This window comes from Streptomyces sp. NPDC102514 (genome assembly GCF_055584525.1).
Genome location: NZ_JBVJLW010000015.1, coordinates 1 through 17,996, shown reverse-complemented (window position 1 = coordinate 17,996; position 17,996 = coordinate 1). Strand labels below are relative to the sequence as shown.

Here is a 17,996-nt window from a genome sequence, read left to right as displayed (position 1 = left end):
TCGGCGCGGCTCGTGCCCGTCAGGGGGGTGCACAAGGGCGCACCTCGTGCGGGGCGCGGGTGAGCGCGCGAGCGGAGCGCGCACACCGACCACCGGCACCCCATGGTTCTCGACCTGCACTTTTGAACACCGGACCGGCAACGGAGCGCCTAGGCTGACGGCGAGAGCCCGATCTTGCTCGGTACTTTGGGAACTTTTGGGAGGCTGACATGGCGGCATGGACGTGGCGGTTCGAGAAGGCCGATGGGACGGAAGTCCAGCCCGCGGTCCAGCCCGAGGAGTTCACCACCCAGGGCGACGCGGAGTCCTGGCTCGGCGAGAACTGGAAGGAGCTGGCCGAGGGGGGAGCGGACCAGGTCCGGATCTTCGAGGACGCCGCGGAGATCTACGGCCCGATGAGCCTGCACGCCGAGGCGTCCTGACCTCGTAGATCCGCACGAGACCCTGGGGTCCGTACGAGATCCTGTGGTCCGCACGAGGCCCTGTGGTCCGTACGAGTGAGAGGCCGCGACCGTACGAACCGGTCGCGGCCTCTTGCTGTCCCGCCCCCGCATCCGACCTGACCGGCCGGGCGGTGAAAAACAGTGCGGGCCTCAGCCCCGTACGCCGCACAGGTGCAGCAGCGCCGCCACCCGGCGGTAGGGGTCGGTCCGGCCGGCCCGCTCCTCGGCGGCCAGCAGGGCGTCCACGTCGTCCGGCACCGCCGCGTCGTCGGCGGCCGTGTCCGTGAAGACCCGCACCCCGTACCAGGCGTGCAAAGGCGCGCCGATCCCGGCGAGGGTGCCGGTGAGGGTGTCGAGCCCGTCGGCGCGGACGTCGAGCCCGAGCCGGTTCGTGTACGTGCTGGTGTCGAAGGAGGTCAGCGTCGCCGCCCAGTCGCCGGCCAGCCCCGGCCGCATGGCCAGCGCGTCGGCGTTGCGCACCAGCAGGGACAGCAGCCCGCCGGGGGCCAGCATCCGGGCGAGCCCCGCCAGCAGCGCGTCGGGCTCCTCGACGTACATCAGTACGCCGTGGCACAGCACCACGTCGAAGCTGCCGGGCAGGAAGTGCACCCCGGTGTCGCGTCCGTCGCCCTCGATGATCCGGACCCGGCCGCGGATGCCCTCGGGCTCGGCGGCAAGGGCCTCACGAGCCACGGAGATCATCGTGCAGTCCTGCTCGACGCCGGTCACCTGGTGCCCGGCGCGAGCCAGCCGCAGGGCCTGCGTGCCCTGGCCCATGCCCACGTCGAGCACACGCAACCGCTGCCCGACGGGGAACCGCCCGGCTATCTGCTCGTCGAGCTGCCGGGCCACCAGCTCCTGCCGTACGACGTCACGCAGAGCGCCCAGCCTGTTCAGCCAGGCTTTCGCCGCGCCTCCCGAGAAAGGTGCCGCGCTCAGGGCCGCTCTCCGCGCTTGACCTGCGGCTTCGGCAGCCGGAGGCGACGCATCTGGAGGCTGCGCATCAGCGCGTACGCGACAGCGCCGCGCCGGGGCTCGTCCGGGAAGCGGGCGGCCAGCTGCTTCTTCAGGCGGATCGCGATACCGATCGAGTCGAGCACGATCAGCACGATCACGAACAGCCACATCAGCAGCGCGACGTTCTGCAGCTGCGCGATGCGGACCATGCTCAGGACGAGGATGACCACCGCGAGCGGCAGGAAGAACTCGGCGATGCAGAACCGCGAGTCGATGAAGTCACGCGCGAGCTTGCGCACCGGGCCCTTGTCACGGGCGGGCAGATAACGCTCGTCGCCGCTGGCCAGCGCCTGGCGCTGCTTCTCCATGTGGGCGCGGCGCTCGTCGCGCTGCCGCTTGGAGGCCTCCTTGCGCGACGTCGGCGTATTGGCCACGCTGCGGCGCTGGGACTGGGCCTCACTGCGCTTGGGAGTGGGCCTGCCCTTGGGGGCCTGCGGGTGACGGATCTGAGGGGAGTCGGTCACCGACGCCTTGTCGGCGTGGGCCTTCTCGTCTTTGGCGCGGCTACGGAACACAAAACCCAAGGGTAAGGGGTGCGGAGGCATGGACGTCGGCCGAGTGGGGAACGATCCGGCAACACCGGTCGTCTGTAGGGGGACAGGAGGCCTGAAATGGGGTGGTGGCATGCGGTTGCGCGTGTCGGCCCCGGGACGACTCCGGAGCCGATCCGGACCGAACCCGGAGCGACCCCTGGGGGGACACCTACTCCCTACGCCGGAGCAAGATCGTCGTCAGTCGTCCTTGGGGATGAGCGCATCCGTCCCCGAACAGTGCGGTAATGGATGCAGGGCCCGTACTGTGGGTTCTGTTGCAGTCGCTGGAGCCGGAGTCCGTCAGAAGGGGGCGCGCGAAGCCCATGAGCGGTGTCATGAAGCGTATGGGGATGATCTTCCGCGCGAAGGCGAACAAGGCCCTTGACCGGGCCGAGGACCCGCGCGAAACCCTCGACTACTCGTATCAGAAACAGCTGGAGCTGCTGCAGAAGGTGCGCCGCGGCGTCGCCGACGTGGCGACCTCCCGCAAGCGCCTTGAGCTGCAGTTGAACCAGCTCCAGGGCCAGTCCTCCAAGCTGGAGGACCAGGGGCGCAAGGCGCTCGCGCTGGGCCGTGAGGACCTCGCCCGTGAGGCGCTGTCCCGCCGTGCCGCCCTCCAGCAGCAGGTGACCGACCTGGAGACGCAGCACCAGACCCTGCAGGGCGAGGAGGAGAAGCTCACCCTCGCCGCGCAGCGGCTCCAGGCCAAGGTCGACGCCTTCCGCACCAAGAAGGAGACGATCAAGGCCACGTACACGGCCGCCCAGGCGCAGACCCGGATCGGGGAGGCCTTCTCCGGCATCTCCGAGGAGATGGGCGACGTCGGGATGGCCATCCAGCGGGCCGAGGACAAGACCGCGCAGCTCCAGGCGCGGGCCGGGGCCATCGACGAACTGCTCGCCTCCGGCGCCCTCGACGACCACTCGGGGCTCGCCAAGGACGACATCCAGAGCGAGCTGGACCGGCTGTCCGGTGGCACGGACGTGGAGCTCGAACTGCAGCGGATGAAGGCCGAGCTGGCCGGGGGGTCCTCGTCCTCCCAGCAGGCGATCGAGGGCGGTCAGGGGCAGACTCAGTCCCAGCCGCAGTCGAAGTCGGACACGCCGCGCTTCGACAAGCAGTAGTCGCGGGCCGTCCCACGCCGAGGAGGGCGTCATGATCGTACGGATCATGGGGGAGGGACAGGTGAGGCTGGACGACGGCCACCTCGCCGAGCTGAACGAGCTGGACGACGAGCTCCTCGCGGAGACCCGGTCCGGGGACGAGGAGGGCTTCCGGCGGACGCTGGGGGCACTGCTCGACGCGGTGCGTCGTCTGGGAGCCCCGCTCCCGGACGACTCGCTGGAACCCTCGGAGCTGATCCTCCCGTCCCCGGACGCGACGCTGTCGGAGGTCCGAGAACTCCTGACGGACGAGGGCCTGCTCCCCGGCTGACGCTTTCCTCGCCCCCGCCGCCCCTACCCGTCCCGTCACGTACCTGGGGGCTGCGCCCCAGACCCCCCGGTCGCGCTACCGCGCTCGTCCTCAAACGCCGGACGGGCTGAAAATGAAAAGCCAGGGCGCAGCCCCACCCCCCAGGGGCGCGGGGAACTGCGCAACAAGCCCCACCGGCCCGCAGCCGAAGCCGAACCCCCCGCCCCCCCAGCGCCCCGTACCGTAAAGAACCGTGAGCACACTGACGCGCGCAAGGACCTGGCTGAGGTCCCACCCCCTCGTCGCCGACGGCACCCTCGCCGCCGCGGTCCTCGCGTGCATGCTGGCCGGCTCCTTCGCGGAGCCGAACGGCCGGCACGGCGGCACGATGTGGGGCACCCGCGCCCCCGACGCCCTCGGCCTCACCCTCATGCTGCTCGCCGCGACCACCCTGATCCTGCGCCGCAGGTATCCGATGGGGGTCCTCGCCGCGACGGGCGCCCTGTCCGTCGTGGAGTTCGTGACGGGCGACCCCCGCGCCCCCGTCGCGATGTCCGCCGTCGTCGCCCTCTACACCGTCGCCGCGGCGACCGACCGCCCCACCACCTGGCGCGTGGGCCTGCTCACGATGACGGTTCTGACGGCCTTCGCCATGCTCGCGGGCCCCCTGCCCTGGTACGCCCAGGAGAACCTGGGCATCTTCGCCTGGACGGGCATGGCCGCAGCCGCGGGCGACGCGGTCCGCAGCCGCCGCGCCTTCGTGCACGCCATCAGGGAGCGCGCCGAGCGAGCGGAACGCACCCGCGAGGAGGAGGCCCGCCGCCGCGTCGCGGAGGAACGCCTGCGCATCGCCCGCGATCTGCACGACGTCGTCGCCCACCACATCGCCCTGGTCAACGTGCAGGCCGGAGTCGCCGCGCACGTCATGGACAAACGCCCCGACCAGGCGAAGGAGGCCCTCGCCCACGTCCGCGAGGCCAGCCGCTCCGCGCTCAACGAACTCCGTGCCACGGTCGGCCTGCTGAGGCAGTCGGGCGACCCCGAGGCCCCCACCGAACCGGCCCCGGGCCTGCACCGCCTCGAAGAACTGGTCGGCACCTTCCGCAGCGCGGGCCTGCCCGTCGAAGTGGCCCGCACCGACCAGGGCACGGCCCTGCCGGCGGCCGTCGACCTGGCCGCGTACCGCGTCATCCAGGAAGCCCTCACCAATGTGCGCAAGCACGCGGGCCAGGAGGCGAAGGCCGAGGTCAGCGTCGTACGGGTGGGCCCGAACGTGGAGATCACCGTCCTCGACAACGGCCCCGGCGACGACGCCCCGGCCCGCCTGGAGGAGAACGGCGGCCACGGACTGCTCGGCATGCGCGAGCGGGTCACCGCGCTCGGCGGCACCTGCAGCGCGGGACCCCGATACGGAGGCGGCTTCCGGGTGCATGCGATCCTGCCGGTCAAGAGCCGCGCCGGAGCCACCGCGTCCGCGACCGAGGCAGCCAGGGGGAACCCCGTATGACGATCCGTGTCCTGCTCGCCGACGACCAGGCACTGCTGCGCAGCGCCTTTCGCGTCCTGGTCGACTCCGAGCCCGACATGGAGGTCGTCGGTGAGGCCTCGGAGGGCGCGGAGGCGGTCCGCCTCGCCCGTGAGGAACGGGCCGACGTCGTGCTGATGGACATCCGGATGCCCGGTACCGACGGACTGGCCGCGACCCGGCTCATCAGCGCCGACCCCGGCCTCGCCCATGTGCGCGTCGTCATGCTGACGACCTTCGAGGTCGACGAGTACGTGGTGCAGTCGCTGCGCGCCGGCGCCTCCGGCTTCCTCGGCAAGGGCTCCGAGCCGGATGAACTGCTCAACGCCATCCGTGTCGCGGCGGCCGGCGACGCCCTCCTGTCGCCCGCCGCCACCAAGGGACTGATCGCGAAGTTCCTCGCGCAGGGCGGCGACGACGACCGCGACCCCGCGCGTGCCGAACGCCTCGAAGCGCTCACCGTCCGCGAACGCGAAGTCCTCGTCCAGGTCGCGGGCGGGCACTCCAACGACGAGATCGCCGAGCGGCTGGAAGTCAGCCCACTCACCGTGAAGACGCACGTCAACCGGGCCATGGCCAAGCTGGGAGCCCGTGACAGGGCCCAGCTCGTGGTGATCGCCTACGAGTCCGGACTGGTACGCCCAAGGGTGGAGTGAGCTCCACCCGTACGTACTGCGGGCGCGGTATGCGCCGTATAAGGAAACGGGACCTGGGGGCGAGGGGAGTGGCCCCACCGATGGCTCAGAGTGATAGGCGGACGCTCACATGAGCCCATCGCGCCGCTCCCCGCACAGGCAACAGCCTCCAGACACAGAGGCGACAGCCTCAAGCAACAGAAGAGAGACCCGTCACCCATGTCCTGGCTGTCCCGCTTCAGCCTCGCCCAGCGCGCCCTCATCGGGCTGATGTCGATCATCGCGCTCGTCTTCGGGGCGATAGCGATACCGCAACTCAAGCAGCAGCTGCTGCCCACCATCGAACTGCCCATGGTGTCGGTCCTGGCGCCGTACCAGGGCGCGTCCCCCGACGTGGTCGAGAAGCAGGTCGTCGAGCCCATCGAGGACAACCTCGAAGCGGTCGACGGGATCTCCGGCGTCACCTCCACGGCCAGCGAGGGCAACGCCCTGATCATGGCCTCCTTCGACTACGGCAACGACTCCGCCCGGATCGTCGCCGACGTCCAGCAGGCCGTGAACCGCGCCCGCGTCCAGCTCCCCGACGACGTGGACCCGCAGGTGGTCGCCGGTTCGACCGACGACATCCCGACCGTGGTCCTCGCCGTCACCTCCGGCAAGGACCAGCAGGCCCTCTCGGACCAGCTGGACCGTACGGTCGTCCCCGCGCTGAAGGACATCGACGGCGTCGCCCAGGTCACGGTCGACGGCGTACGGGACCTTGAGGTCGCGGTCACGCCCGACGACGCGAAGCTGGCGAAGGCGGGGCTGACCACGGCCGCGCTCGGCCAGGCCCTGCAGGCGGGCGGCGCGACCGTACCGGCCGGCTCCTTCGACGAGGACGGCAACAACCGCACGGTCCAGGTCGGCGGCGGCTTCACCTCGCTCCAGCAGATCGAGGACCTGATGGTCACCGGCGAGGGCGGCAAGAAGCCCGTACGCCTGGCGACCGTCGCGACCGTCGAGGAGAAGCCCGCCAGGACGGAGTCCATCACCCGCACCGACGGCAAGCCCAGCCTCGCCGTCTCCGTCACCATGGACCACGACGGCAGCGCGGTCGCGGTCTCCGACGCGGTCCAGGACAAGCTGCCCGGCCTGCGCAAGGACCTCGGCTCCGGCGCCACCCTGACGGTCGTCAGCGACCAGGGCCCGGCCGTCTCCAAGTCCATCAAGGGCCTGACCACCGAGGGCGCGCTCGGACTGCTCTTCGCGGTCCTGGTCATCCTCGTCTTCCTGGCGTCGGTCCGCTCGACGCTGGTCACCGCGGTCTCCATCCCGATGTCGGTCGTCCTCGCGCTGATCGTGCTCTGGGTCCGCGACGAATCGCTCAACATCCTCACCCTGGGCGCCCTGACCATCGCCATCGGCCGGGTCGTCGACGACTCGATCGTGGTCCTGGAGAACATCAAGCGGCACCTCGGCTACGGCGAGGAGCGCCAGGAGGCGATCCTCAAGGCGGTACGCGAGGTCGCGGGCGCGGTCACGTCCTCGACGCTCACCACGGTCGCGGTCTTCCTGCCCATCGGCCTGACCGGCGGCATGGTCGGCGAGCTCTTCGGCTCGTTCTCCCTGACGGTCACCGCGGCCCTGCTGGCCTCGCTGCTCGTCTCGCTGACGGTCGTCCCCGTCCTCTCGTACTGGTTCCTGCGCGCCCCCAAGGACGTGCGCGGGGCCGACCCGGAGGAGGCCCGCCGCAAGGCCGAGGAGAAGGAGGAGCGCAGCCGCCTCCAGCGCTTCTACGTCCCCGTGCTGCGCTTCGCCACCCGCCGCCGCCTCACCAGTGTGGCCATCGCGGTGGTCGTACTCATCGGCACGTTCGGTATGACGCCCCTGCTGAAGACGAACTTCTTCGACCAGGGCGACCAGGAAGTCCTCACCGTCAAGCAGGAGCTGAAGCCCGGCACCAGCCTGGCCGCGACCGACGCGCAGGCGAAGAAGGTCGAGCAGCTGCTCGCCGACGTCAAGGGCGTCGAGGACTACCAGGTCACGATCGGATCCTCCGGCTTCATGGCCGCGTTCGGCGGGGGCACGGACACCAACCAGGCCTCGTACACCGTCAAGGTCGCCGACTCGGCCTCCTTCGACGACGTCCAGGACAGCATCGAGGAGGGGCTCGGCAAGCTCTCCGGGATCGGTACGACGACGGTCGCCGCCGGTGACGGGTTCGGCAGCCAGGACCTGAGCGTCGTGGTGAAGTCCGCCGACGGCGAGGTGCTGCGCGAGGCGGCGGAGAAGGTCCGCGACGAGGTCGCCGAGCTGGACGACGTCACCGACGTCACCAGCGACCTCGCCCAGTCGGTGCCGCGCATCTCGGTCAAGGCCAACGACAAGGCCGCCGCCGCCGGTTTCAACGACGCCACGCTCGGCGCGGCCGTCGGCCAGGCCGTCCGCGGCACCACCAGCGGCAAGGCGATCCTCGACGACACCGAGCGGGACGTCGTCATCAAGTCGGCGAAGCCCGCCGAGACGCTGTCCGAGCTGAAGAACCTCAAGCTCGGCCCGGTGAAGCTCGGCAACATCGCGACGGTGCAGCTGGTCGACGGCCCGGTCTCGATGACCCGTATCGACGGTCAGCGCGCGGCCACCATCACGGCCAAGCCGACCGGTGACAACACCGGAGCGGTCAGCAACGAGCTGACGACGAAGCTCGACAAGCTGAAGCTGCCGGCCGGGGCCACGGCCTCCATCGGCGGAGTCTCCGAGGACCAGGACGACGCGTTCGCGTCCCTCGGCCTCGCGATGCTCGCGGCGATCGCGATCGTGTTCATGCTGCTGGTCGCGACCTTCCGGTCACTGATCCAGCCGCTGATCCTGCTCGTCTCGATCCCGTTCGCGGCGACGGGCGCGATCGGTCTGCTGGTCGTCACCGGCACCCCGATGGGCGTGCCTTCGATGATCGGCATGCTGATGCTGATCGGCATCGTCGTGACGAACGCGATCGTGCTGATCGACCTGATCAACCAGTACCGCAAGCAGGGGTACGGGGTCGTGGAGGCCGTGATCGAGGGCGGCAGGCACCGCCTCCGCCCGATCCTCATGACCGCCCTGGCGACCATCTTCGCCCTGCTGCCGATGGCCCTGGGCATCACCGGAGAGGGCGGCTTCATCGCCCAGCCGCTCGCGGTGGTCGTGATCGGCGGCCTGATCACGTCGACGCTGCTCACGCTGCTGCTGGTGCCGACGCTGTACGCGATGGTCGAACTCCGCAAGGAGCGCCGCGCGACGAAGAAGTCCGCGAAGCGGACGGCTGCCGACGAGCGGGAGGCCGTGGGGGTGTAGGTCACCGACTGCGCCGTTCCCCGCGCCCCTTTTCAGGGGCGCGGGGAACGGCGCAGTCTTTTGCTTTTCAGGGGCGCGGGGAACTGCGCGATCAGCCCCCACCGGGGCCGCAGACGAACGGCTACGGCAGCGCCAGCATCCGTTCAAGCGCGAGCTTGGCGAACTGCTCCGTTTCCCGGTCCACCTCGATGCGGTTCACCAGGTTGCCCTCGGCGAGGGACTCCAGGGTCCAGACCAGGTGCGGCAGATCGATCCGGTTCATCGTCGAGCAGAAGCAGACCGTCTTGTCGAGGAAGACGACCTCCTTGCCCTCGGGCGCGAACCGGTTCGCCAGGCGGCGGACGAGGTTCAGCTCCGTACCGATGGCCCACTTCGAGCCGGCCGGAGCCGCCTCCAGCGCCTTGATGATGTACTCCGTGGACCCCACGTAGTCCGCGGCGCTCACGACCTCGTGCTTGCACTCGGGGTGCACGAGCACGTTCACGCCGGGTATCCGGGCGCGGACGTCCTCCACCGACTCCACCGAGAAGCGGCCGTGCACCGAGCAGTGGCCGCGCCACAGGATCATCTTCGCGTTCCGCAGCTGCTCGGCGGTCAGACCGCCGTTCGGCTTGTGCGGGTTGTACAGGACGCAGTCGTCGAGCGACATCCCCATGTCCCGCACAGCGGTGTTGCGCCCCAGGTGCTGGTCGGGAAGGAACAGCACCTTCTCGCCCTGCTCGAACGCCCACTCCAGGGCCTTCTTGGCATTGGACGACGTGCAGATCGTGCCGCCGTGCTTGCCCGTGAACGCCTTGATGTCCGCGGAGGAGTTCATGTACGAGACGGGTACGACCTGCTCGGCCACCCCCGCCTCGGTCAGTACGTCCCAGCACTCGGCGACCTGCTCGGCGGTGGCCATGTCGGCCATCGAGCACCCGGCGGCCAGGTCGGGCAGGACGACCTTCTGGTCGTCGGAGGTCAGGATGTCCGCCGACTCGGCCATGAAGTGCACACCGCAGAACACGATGTACTCGGCCTCGGGGCGCGCGGCGGCGTCCCTGGCGAGCTTGAAGGAGTCGCCCGTGACATCCGCGAACTGGATGACCTCGTCGCGCTGGTAGTGGTGACCGAGCACGAACACCTTGCTGCCGAGCTTCTCCTTGGCGGCGCGGGCGCGCTCCACCAGATTCGGGTCGGACGGCGAGGGCAGGTCACCGGGACACTCGACGCCGCGCTCGCTCCGCGGGTCGGCCTCGCGGCCGAGCAGCAGCAGGGCGAGGGGCGTCGGCTGTACGTCGAGTTCCTGGGTCTGGGCGGTGGTCACGACACGCACCCTTTCTGTTCTGCGGCTCGCTTGGACCGTCCGACTGGAGCGATCAAGCAGGACACGTCTTTTCGTCGAAATGACGCTATCTATCATAACCGCTTCACGTCACGTTGACGATGCCCATAGCGTCCATGTGACGTGAATCCCGTGGAGCGCGCCGCGGGACCACCGGCACCTGCCCACCGGGGTTGTCCACAGGTCGTTTTCCGCTTCAGGGCGGGTGTGCGAGCATGAAGAGAGAAGACAAAGACTCGACGCCCGGCCCGGAATGAATCCGCGGCCCCGCCGGTTGAAACCGTCGGCAAGCAGTCTCCGTACAACCCGGGAGAGAAGCAGATGTCCGTATCGGACGAGACCACCACCGTGAGCGACGGCATCCTCCTGTCGGACGCCGCCGCGGCCAAGGTCAAGGGCCTGCTGGAGCAGGAGGGCCGCGACGACCTGGCGCTGCGCGTCGCCGTCCAGCCCGGCGGCTGCTCCGGCCTGCGGTACCAGCTCTTCTTCGACGAGCGCTCCCTCGACGGCGACGTCGTCAAGGACTTCGGCGGTGTGAAGGTCGTCACCGACCGCATGAGCGCTCCGTACCTGGGCGGTGCCTCCATCGACTTCGTGGACACCATCGAGAAGCAGGGCTTCACGATCGACAACCCGAACGCGACGGGCTCCTGCGCCTGCGGCGACTCGTTCAGCTAGTTGGTCGGCCATGGCCCCGTAAGCCATGGCGACAGCGAAAGGCGGCGCCCCCTCCAACGGGGCGCCGCCTTTCGCGTTCCCGGACCGACGGACCGACGGACCGACGGACCGACGGGCCGCGGTGCTGCCCGGCCCTCCGGCCCTCCGGCCGTCAACCGGTCCGGTCGGGCAGGTCCTTCTCCTGGGGCACGGCCTTGCCGTCCGAGCCGACCACCTTGCGGTCCCCGAGCGGCTTGTCGAGGTCGATCTTCTCGTGGAAGACCTTGGCGATCAGGATGCAGACCTTGTCCTTGTCCGGCTTGTCGGTGACCTCGACCATCACCTCGCCGCCGCTCTCGTCCGCCGAGGCCGCATAGTCGCTGCACACACCGCCGGTGAAGCGCACGGTCAGCTCCTTGCCGTCCGCGCTGTAGCCCTCGACCCGTACGTCCCGGGTCTCGGGCGCCGTGCTCGTCCCGCCGCCGGGCTCGCTCGTGCGCGGGCTCGGCCGCCCGGTCGCGCTGCCACTCGGCTCGACCTCCGGCGGCTTCGGAGCCGTCAGGTACTTCGGGTCGACCGCGGGGTGGGTGACCGTGAAGCTGTCGTCGGTCCCCGGGGGCCGTACCTCGAAGAGCCAGGACGGCACCAGCGCCTGCCGGCCGTCCACGAAGTGCGCGGCGAGACCGAACACCGCGTCCTCCACGACGACCGGATCGGACTTCGGCGCCGTGCTAGACGCCTCGCAGGGCGTCTCGTCCCGGTCCTTCAGCGGTACGGGGCTGGCGCAGCCGCCGATCCCCACGCGCCCGTCACCGGTCCCGGACCCGTTCAGCAGGCCGAGCGTCTTCTCCGCACTGATGACGGGGTACGTGTCCGTCTTGGCCGGGGCCTTCAACTGGCCGCTGCCGCCCACCACCTGGCCGTCCGGGCCGATCTGCACACCGGTCGTCCAGCCGTAGGTCGGCAGGCCGCCCACCTTCGGCTCCGCGTTCACCACGCGCACGGCGTCCATCAGCTGGCCGGCGTGGAGCTTCGCGTCGTCCTGGCCGACCGCCTTCAGGACCGGAGCCGCGGCCTTCTTCGCGGCGGCGGCGCTCACCGGGTCCACGTCGGCGCCCTTGGCACTCTCGCTCCCGCCCGCGCCCCCGCTCCTGTCGGCGCAGGTGGTCGTGCCCTTGCAGTTGTCGGTGCCGGGGGCGAAGCGGCTGAACGTCCAGGTGCCGGGCGCCTGCTTGCTCACCCGCAGACCGGCCCCGAAGCCGTCCTTCGTCGCGCCGACCTTCCAGGCGTCGCCCTCCGCCTTCGGGGTGCCCTCCACCCCCAGTGCCTCGGCCAGCTTCGCCACCTCGGCGGCCGTGACCGTGCCCTTCGTCCGGTAGACGGCCGCGGAGGAGGGGCCCTCCGGCAGCTCGCCCTCGGCGCGGTAGGTCACGCCGTTCGGGTCGGGCTCACCGGGCGCGATGCCGTCCGTGCCGCCGGAGCCCGCGGTGCCGTTGCCCGTACCGCTCTCCGTGTAGCCGTCGAGGGCCAGGAGCGGCGGGTTCCCGTCGCCGCGCGGCGCACCGGAACCTTCTTTCCCTCCGGAGCCGCCGGTCGCGGTGGCGGCGAAGTACGCCCCGCCGCCTCCGACGAGGAGCACGGCGGCCGCCACCGAGGCGACGGCCACCGGCGAACGCCGTCGGCGCGGCTGGTCCTCGTCGGCGGCTCCGGCCGCTTCGTTGTCGGGTCGCTCGGTGTCCACCGCATTGCTCCTTCTGCCACGCCGTCGTCCCACGGGACCCACCCCTGACCGGACCGGGCCGGATCAGGGCAGAGCAGGGTCGTATCCTGCCTCCCCTTTACGGGGGACAGCGATGGGACGCGGCGGGGGAGCGTGCGGTTCCCTTCAGGGGGAGCGGGTTCGAGATCGGCGGGCCGTCGTCGTCCCGCGCGCCTTCGCTTGGTGATCAGTTGCCGTAGTCGGACATGCCGTCCAGCAGGCGGGCGGAGGCCGGTGGCACGGTCACGCCGTTGATGAGTGCCGGGGACACCGGCCGGGCAGTGATCCGGGCGGGGACCTCCCAGTGCGGGACCATCCGCGCGCAGTCGCCCCGCAGCTCCGCGAGACCGCCTTCGCGGCCTTCGACGGTGTCGAGGGCTTCGAGACCGAGCGGGGCGTCGCCACCATGGATCTTGAGGTTCGTCATAACGGAACCGTATGCACCGGAAGCCGGATGAAAAAGCCCTACTATCGGGTAGTTTTGCCTGCTTCGCAGTTCAGGACTCCAGCGGACTCCGACGACAACTCCAGCAGGACCCCACCGCCGGCCGTACGCCGACCCGGTAGCGTGAACTGTCAATCCCCCTCCTCGCAGGAGTGTGTCCTAGCCGTGCGTATCGCTGTCTCGGGCTCCATCGCCACCGACCACCTCATGACCTTCCCCGGCCGCTTCGCCGACCAACTGGTCGCGGATCAGCTGCACACGGTCTCCCTCTCCTTCCTGGTCGACAATCTGGACGTACGCCGGGGCGGCGTGGGCGCGAACATCGCCTTCGGCATGGGCCAGCTCGGCTCGTCGCCCATCCTGGTCGGGGCCGCGGGCTCCGACTTCGACGAGTACCGGGCCTGGCTGGACCGGCACGGCGTCGACACCGAGTCCGTCCGGATCTCCGAGGTGCTGCACACCGCGCGCTTCGTCTGCACCACGGACGCCGACCACAACCAGATCGGCTCCTTCTACACGGGTGCCATGAGCGAGGCCCGCCTCATCGAGCTCAAGAAGGTCGCCGACCGGGTGGGCGGGCTCGACCTCGTCCTCATCGGCGCGGACGACCCCGAAGGGATGCTCCGGCACACCGAGGAGTGCCGGACGCGCTCGATCCCGTTCGCCGCGGACTTCTCCCAGCAGATCGCGCGGATGGACGGCGACGAGATCCGGCTGCTGCTCGACGGGGCGACGTACCTCTTCTCGAACGAGTACGAGAAGGGGCTCATCGAGTCCAAGACCGGCTGGAGCGACGCGGAGATCCTGTCGCGGGTCGGCCACCGGGTGACGACGCTGGGTGCGCGCGGCGTGCGCATCGAGGCCGTCGGGTCCGACCCGATCGAGGTCGGCGTTCCGGAGGAGACGGCGAAGGTCGACCCGACCGGGGTCGGGGACGCCTTCCGGGCGGGATTCCTGTCGGGGCTGACGTGGGGCGTCGGGCACGAGCGGGCTGCGCAGGTCGGGTGCATGCTGGCGACGCTGGTCATCGAGACGAAGGGGACGCAGGAGTATCAGCTCCGGCGCTCACACTTCCTCGACCGCTTCACGAAGGCGTACGGGCATGACGCGGCGGCGCAGGTCCAGGCGCACCTGGCTTAGCCCGCTGCGCGGGTCCGAGTGCCTCGGGTGCGCTGTTCGTCCGCGGGCGCGCGGGGGCTGGTCGCGCAGTTCCCCGCGCCCCTGAGGACGGAGGGGGTGGCCCTGCGCTGCTCCCCGCGCCTCTGTGGGGCGTGAGGCAAAAGATTGCGCCGTTCCCCGCGCCCCTGGGGGTGGTGGGTGAACCGGGCGTTGACCCCCGCGCCCTGAGCGACGCAAGGCCAAAGACTGCGCAGTTCCCCGCGCCCCTAGGGGGGAGCAAGGCCAAAGATTGCGCAGTTGCCCGTGCCCCTAGGGGGAGCAAGGCCAAAGACTGCGCCGTTCCCCGCGCCCCTAGGGGGGTGGGGGTGAGCGATGCGTTGTTTGGCGTCCCGTCCCCGAGCGGGGCGGGACGGGGCGTAGCCCCTTCCCGAGGGGCGCGGGGAACTGCGCGGCCAGCCACTACGTGGCCGCAGTCGCCGACGGACGCCGCGCCACCCGAGCTCGGCGGCGTCCGCACGGCGGGGGCGGCGCTAGAGGGTCACCCTGCGGACCAGGTATGCCGTACCCCGAGGAGCCGGCTCCTCGCCCGCGTACTCCTGGCCCCGCATCTCGCACCACGCCGGAATGTCCAGCCGTGCCGCCTCGTCGTCCGAGAGGACCCGGACCGTGCCGCCGAGGGGCACCTGGGTGATCACCTTGGCGAGTTCGATCACGGGGATCGGGCAGCGCTTGCCGAGGGCGTCCACGACGAGCGCGTCCGGCGCCCCGGTGGGCGACACCGCGACGGCACCCGCCGGGGGAGCGCCCAGCTTCTCGCGCACCGCGGCGACCGTACGGGGCAGGACGGCCAGGAAGCGGTCCACCTCCTCCGCCGGAGTGCCCAGCGGCAACGACACCCGCACATTGCCCTCGCTCAGCACCCCCATCGCCTTCAGCACATGGCTGGGCGTCAGCGTGCTGCTCGTGCAGGACGATCCCGACGACACCGAGAACCCCTCGCGATCCAGCTCGTGCAGCAGTGTCTCTCCGTCGACATAGAGACAGGAGAAGGTGAGGAGATGGGGCAGCCGGGTGACCGGATCGCCCACCACCTCCACGTCCGGCACCAGTTCGGGCACCCGCGCGCGGATCCGGTCCGTCAGCTCCCGCAGCCGGACCGACTCGGCGGCGGCCTCGGCGCGTACGGCCCGCAGGGAGGCCGCCGCGGCGACCACGGCCGGGATGTTCTCGAAGCCCGGGGCGCGCCCCGACTCCCGCTCGTCGGCGGGGCCTTGAGCCGCGTACCGCACCCCCTTGCGTACGGCGAGCAGGCCGACGCCCGCGGGGCCGCCCCACTTGTGGGCGCTGCCCGTCAGCAGTGACCAGCCGCCCTCGACCGGCCCCCAGGCCAGCGACTGCGCCGCGTCCACCAGGAGCGGTACGCCCGCTTCGCGGCACGCTTCGGCGACCGCGGCCACCGGCTGGCGCGTACCCACCTCGTGGTTGGCGGACTGGAGGCAGGCGAGCGCGGTGTCGGGCCGCAGGGCGTCCGCGTACGCGTCGGGGGAGACCGCGCCTGTGCGCAGAACGGGCACTTCGGACACCGTGCCGCCCGTTCGGCGGTGTGACTCCGCCGAATGGAGTACCGAAGAGTGTTCGACGGCGGACACGATCAGGTGGTGTCCGACGCGGTGCCGTCCGGCGAGCGCGCCGGTGATTCCCGCGTGTACGGCGCGGGTGCCGGAGGTGGTGAACGTCAGCTCGTCCGGGCGGCAGCCGATCGCCTCGGCGGCGGCCTCGCGGGCGGCGTCCAGGAGGAGCCTGGCGCGCCTGCCCTCGCGGTAGAGGCGGGCGGGGTCCGCCCAGCCCTCGTCCAGGGCGGCGTGCAGGGCCTTGCGGGCCACGGGGTGGAGGGGTGCGGACGACGCGGCGTCGAAGTAGGACACGACGCTCACGCTATGCGGTGGCCTTCGGCGGGGGTAGCGGGGGTAGCGGGGGTAGCGGGGGTATGGGGGCCGGTTAGGTCGCCTGCGGGCCGGTGGGGGCCGCCCGCGCAGTTCCCCGCGCCCCTTAAGGGGGAAGGTCCGTGGGGCTGCTGCCCCCAGCCCCCCCCGCGCCTTGAATGGCGGAAGGCAAAAGATTGCGCAGTTCCCCGCGCCCCCAAAAAAACACCGGGGACGGGGCGAAGCCCCTCCCCAAGGGGCGCGGGGAACGACGCACCCGCAGCCATCAACGAATGGCCCAGCCCCGCCCCGCAAGGGGCGCGGGGAACTGCGCGGCCAGCCACGACGGACCCGCAGCCGTCAACGATTGGCTCAGCCCCGCCCCGCAGGGGGCGTGGGGAACTGCGCGGCCGGCCGCGACGTACCCGCAGCCGTCGACGAACCGCCCCGCCCCCCGGCAGGGGCCCTCACCCGACCCCCGTCGTCGGCGGACCGTGGCGTTCCGGGGTGCTCGCACACCCGAACGCCCCGTCACATGCCTCGCAGAGCCCCGTATTCCACCCCTTCGGGGTGAGTGGCGGCGCGTTGGGGACCCTCCCCGCGCGACCCCAAAAAGCGTCCAGTAGGGTTTGGTCCGCATAAACATCCAAACCCCTGCCCGACGCAGGGCGGCGACCGACCAGCGAGAAGGCCGCAGCCAACCGCGCGGGCGAGACTCTCGGAAGGCGCTACGTGAGTCCCTACGGCTCCGACCGCTCGCCGCGGCGCCCGATGCGGCGGAAGCTGCTGCAGGCACTGACTGCGGGTCTGGTCCTGGCGACCGCGACCGGTTGCACATACAAGGACTTCCCCCGCCTTGGTATGCCCACCCCGACCACGGAAGAGGCTCCTCGGATCCTCTCCCTGTGGCAGGGCTCGTGGGCCGCAGCACTCGCCACGGGCGTGCTGGTCTGGGGCCTGATCCTGTGGAGCGCGTTCTTCCACCGGCGCAGCCGCACCAAGGTCGAGGTTCCCCCGCAGACCCGGTACAACATGCCGATCGAGGCGTTGTACACGGTGGTCCCCCTCATCATCGTCTCGGTGCTGTTCTATTTCACAGCCCGCGACGAGTCGAAGATCCTCAGCCTCGACAAGAAGCCCGACGTCACGGTCAACGTCGTCGGCTTCCAGTGGAGCTGGGGCTTCAACTACATCGAGAACGTCGACGGCTCGTCCGGTGACGCGAAGACCGACAAGAACCTCGACGCGATCCCGGATCGCTTCAAGAAGGACTTCCCGGCGGCCGCCGGCGGGGTCTACGACGTCGGTACGCCCGCCTCGGAGAACCCGCAGACGAACAACCCGGGTCCGACCCTCTGGCTCCCCAAGGGCAAGACGGTCCGCTTCGTCCTCACTTCGCGTGACGTCATCCACTCCTTCTGGGTGGTGCCGTTCCTCATGAAGCAGGACGTCATCCCGGGTCACACCAACTCCTTCCAGGTGACTCCCAACAAGGAGGGCACCTTCCTGGGCAAGTGCGCCGAACTCTGCGGCGTCGACCACTCCCGGATGCTCTTCAACGTGAAGGTCGTCTCTCCCGAGCGTTACGAGGACCACCTCAAGAAGCTCGCCGAGAAGGGTCAGACCGGTTACGTCCCGGCCGGCATCGAGCAGACGGACCACGAGAAGAACCGGGAGACGAACAACCTGTGAGCATCCTCAATGAACCTCAGGGTGCCGCCGCGGCTGAAGACTCGTACGAGAGCGAGCTGCCAGTACGGCGCAAGCAGCCCGGCAACGTCGTGATCAAGTGGCTGACCACCACGGACCACAAGACGATCGGCACGATGTACCTGGTCACGTCGTTCGCGTTCTTCTGCATCGGTGGCGTCATGGCGCTGCTGATG

The 17,996-nt window shown here is 70.5% G+C and carries 15 protein-coding genes and 1 pseudogene; 10 read left to right on the top strand and 6 right to left on the bottom strand.

Annotation, left to right across the window (positions count from 1 at the left end):
• Positions 1 to 209 precede the first annotated feature (209 nt).
• Positions 210 to 422, top strand: coding sequence for a hypothetical protein (locus ACZ60E_RS32260; RefSeq protein ID WP_107018265.1), 213 nt, complete (start codon positions 210 to 212; stop codon positions 420 to 422).
• Between the two features lie 171 nt (positions 423 to 593).
• Here the strand turns inward: ACZ60E_RS32260 and ACZ60E_RS32255 are convergent, their stop codons facing one another.
• On the bottom strand, positions 594 to 1,295 hold the full coding sequence (locus ACZ60E_RS32255; protein ID WP_384815482.1) for a class I SAM-dependent methyltransferase: 702 nt from the start codon (positions 1,293 to 1,295) through the stop codon (positions 594 to 596).
• 83 nt (positions 1,296 to 1,378) lie between these two features.
• On the bottom strand, positions 1,379 to 2,005 hold the full coding sequence (locus ACZ60E_RS32250) for a DUF3043 domain-containing protein (RefSeq protein WP_469445002.1): 627 nt from the start codon (positions 2,003 to 2,005) through the stop codon (positions 1,379 to 1,381).
• A 311-nt stretch (positions 2,006 to 2,316) separates the two neighbouring features.
• Between ACZ60E_RS32250 and ACZ60E_RS32245 the strand changes: the two genes are divergently transcribed.
• The 5 genes from ACZ60E_RS32245 (at position 2,317) to ACZ60E_RS32225 (ending at position 8,884) form a co-directional block, all read left to right on the top strand.
• Positions 2,317 to 3,117: a PspA/IM30 family protein gene (locus tag ACZ60E_RS32245; RefSeq protein ID WP_384815480.1), complete on the top strand. Its 801-nt coding sequence runs from the start codon at positions 2,317 to 2,319 to the stop codon at positions 3,115 to 3,117.
• A 31-nt stretch (positions 3,118 to 3,148) separates the two neighbouring features.
• Positions 3,149 to 3,427: a PspA-associated protein PspAA gene (pspAA, locus tag ACZ60E_RS32240; protein ID WP_384815477.1), complete on the top strand. Its 279-nt coding sequence runs from the start codon at positions 3,149 to 3,151 to the stop codon at positions 3,425 to 3,427.
• 232 nt (positions 3,428 to 3,659) lie between these two features.
• Complete coding sequence (locus ACZ60E_RS32235; RefSeq protein ID WP_384815475.1) at positions 3,660 to 4,913, top strand: sensor histidine kinase; 1,254 nt, start codon at positions 3,660 to 3,662, stop codon at positions 4,911 to 4,913.
• A complete protein-coding gene (locus ACZ60E_RS32230; RefSeq protein ID WP_469444999.1) occupies positions 4,910 to 5,587 on the top strand; it encodes a response regulator in 678 nt (225 codons plus the stop codon). Before ACZ60E_RS32235 ends, ACZ60E_RS32230 begins: the two co-directional genes overlap by 4 nt.
• Positions 5,588 to 5,785: 198 nt before the next feature.
• Positions 5,786 to 8,884, top strand: coding sequence for an efflux RND transporter permease subunit (locus ACZ60E_RS32225; protein ID WP_469444997.1), 3,099 nt, complete (start codon positions 5,786 to 5,788; stop codon positions 8,882 to 8,884).
• Positions 8,885 to 9,005: 121 nt separating this feature from the next.
• Here ACZ60E_RS32225 and nadA read toward each other — a convergent pair whose 3' ends face one another.
• The gene (gene nadA, locus ACZ60E_RS32220) at positions 9,006 to 10,190 is read right to left on the bottom strand and encodes a quinolinate synthase NadA (protein ID WP_384815467.1); all 1,185 of its coding nucleotides are present in this window, start codon (positions 10,188 to 10,190) and stop codon (positions 9,006 to 9,008) included.
• A 339-nt stretch (positions 10,191 to 10,529) separates the two neighbouring features.
• On the opposite strand from nadA, the gene ACZ60E_RS32215 reads away from it, so the two are divergent.
• On the top strand, positions 10,530 to 10,886 hold the full coding sequence (locus ACZ60E_RS32215) for a HesB/IscA family protein (RefSeq protein ID WP_107018256.1): 357 nt from the start codon (positions 10,530 to 10,532) through the stop codon (positions 10,884 to 10,886).
• Between the two features lie 151 nt (positions 10,887 to 11,037).
• Here the strand turns inward: ACZ60E_RS32215 and ACZ60E_RS32210 are convergent, their stop codons facing one another.
• Both ACZ60E_RS32210 and ACZ60E_RS32205 read right to left on the bottom strand, forming a co-directional pair.
• Complete coding sequence (locus tag ACZ60E_RS32210; RefSeq protein ID WP_469444995.1) at positions 11,038 to 12,606, bottom strand: hypothetical protein; 1,569 nt, start codon at positions 12,604 to 12,606, stop codon at positions 11,038 to 11,040.
• 205 nt (positions 12,607 to 12,811) lie between these two features.
• Positions 12,812 to 13,051 (bottom strand): hypothetical protein, encoded by a 240-nt coding sequence (locus tag ACZ60E_RS32205; RefSeq protein ID WP_453795552.1) that lies wholly within the window; start codon positions 13,049 to 13,051, stop codon positions 12,812 to 12,814.
• A gap of 183 nt (positions 13,052 to 13,234) precedes the next feature.
• Between ACZ60E_RS32205 and ACZ60E_RS32200 the strand changes: the two genes are divergently transcribed.
• Complete coding sequence (locus ACZ60E_RS32200; protein ID WP_453795551.1) at positions 13,235 to 14,209, top strand: carbohydrate kinase family protein; 975 nt, start codon at positions 13,235 to 13,237, stop codon at positions 14,207 to 14,209.
• A gap of 509 nt (positions 14,210 to 14,718) precedes the next feature.
• Here ACZ60E_RS32200 and ACZ60E_RS32195 read toward each other — a convergent pair.
• Positions 14,719 to 16,113, bottom strand: a complete 1,395-nt coding sequence (locus ACZ60E_RS32195) for an aminotransferase class V-fold PLP-dependent enzyme (protein WP_469444993.1) — start codon at positions 16,111 to 16,113, stop codon at positions 14,719 to 14,721.
• Positions 16,114 to 16,842: 729 nt separating this feature from the next.
• Between ACZ60E_RS32195 and ctaC the strand changes: the two genes are divergently transcribed.
• Both ctaC and ACZ60E_RS32185 read left to right on the top strand, forming a co-directional pair.
• Positions 16,843 to 17,802: an aa3-type cytochrome oxidase subunit II gene (gene ctaC / locus ACZ60E_RS32190; protein ID WP_469444991.1), complete on the top strand. Its 960-nt coding sequence runs from the start codon at positions 16,843 to 16,845 to the stop codon at positions 17,800 to 17,802.
• Positions 17,799 to 17,996 (top strand): annotated as a pseudogene (locus ACZ60E_RS32185) (aa3-type cytochrome oxidase subunit I); the annotation flags it as partial. The gene ctaC and the pseudogene ACZ60E_RS32185, both read left to right, overlap by 4 nt.

Bases quoted from the DNA above. Each gene is read 5' to 3' on its own strand.
- ACZ60E_RS32260 (WP_107018265.1), top strand. From the start codon at position 210: ATGGCGGCATGGACGTGGCGGTTCGAGAAGGCCGATGGGACGGAAGTC.
- ACZ60E_RS32250 (WP_469445002.1), bottom strand. From the start codon at position 2,005: ATGCCTCCGCACCCCTTACCCTTGGGTTTTGTGTTCCGTAGCCGCGCC.
- ACZ60E_RS32245 (WP_384815480.1), top strand. From the start codon at position 2,317: ATGAGCGGTGTCATGAAGCGTATGGGGATGATCTTCCGCGCGAAGGCG.
- pspAA (WP_384815477.1), top strand. From the start codon at position 3,149: ATGATCGTACGGATCATGGGGGAGGGACAGGTGAGGCTGGACGACGGC.
- ACZ60E_RS32230 (WP_469444999.1), top strand. From the start codon at position 4,910: ATGACGATCCGTGTCCTGCTCGCCGACGACCAGGCACTGCTGCGCAGC.
- ACZ60E_RS32225 (WP_469444997.1), top strand. From the start codon at position 5,786: ATGTCCTGGCTGTCCCGCTTCAGCCTCGCCCAGCGCGCCCTCATCGGG.
- ACZ60E_RS32215 (WP_107018256.1), top strand. From the start codon at position 10,530: ATGTCCGTATCGGACGAGACCACCACCGTGAGCGACGGCATCCTCCTG.
- ACZ60E_RS32205 (WP_453795552.1), bottom strand. From the start codon at position 13,051: ATGACGAACCTCAAGATCCATGGTGGCGACGCCCCGCTCGGTCTCGAA.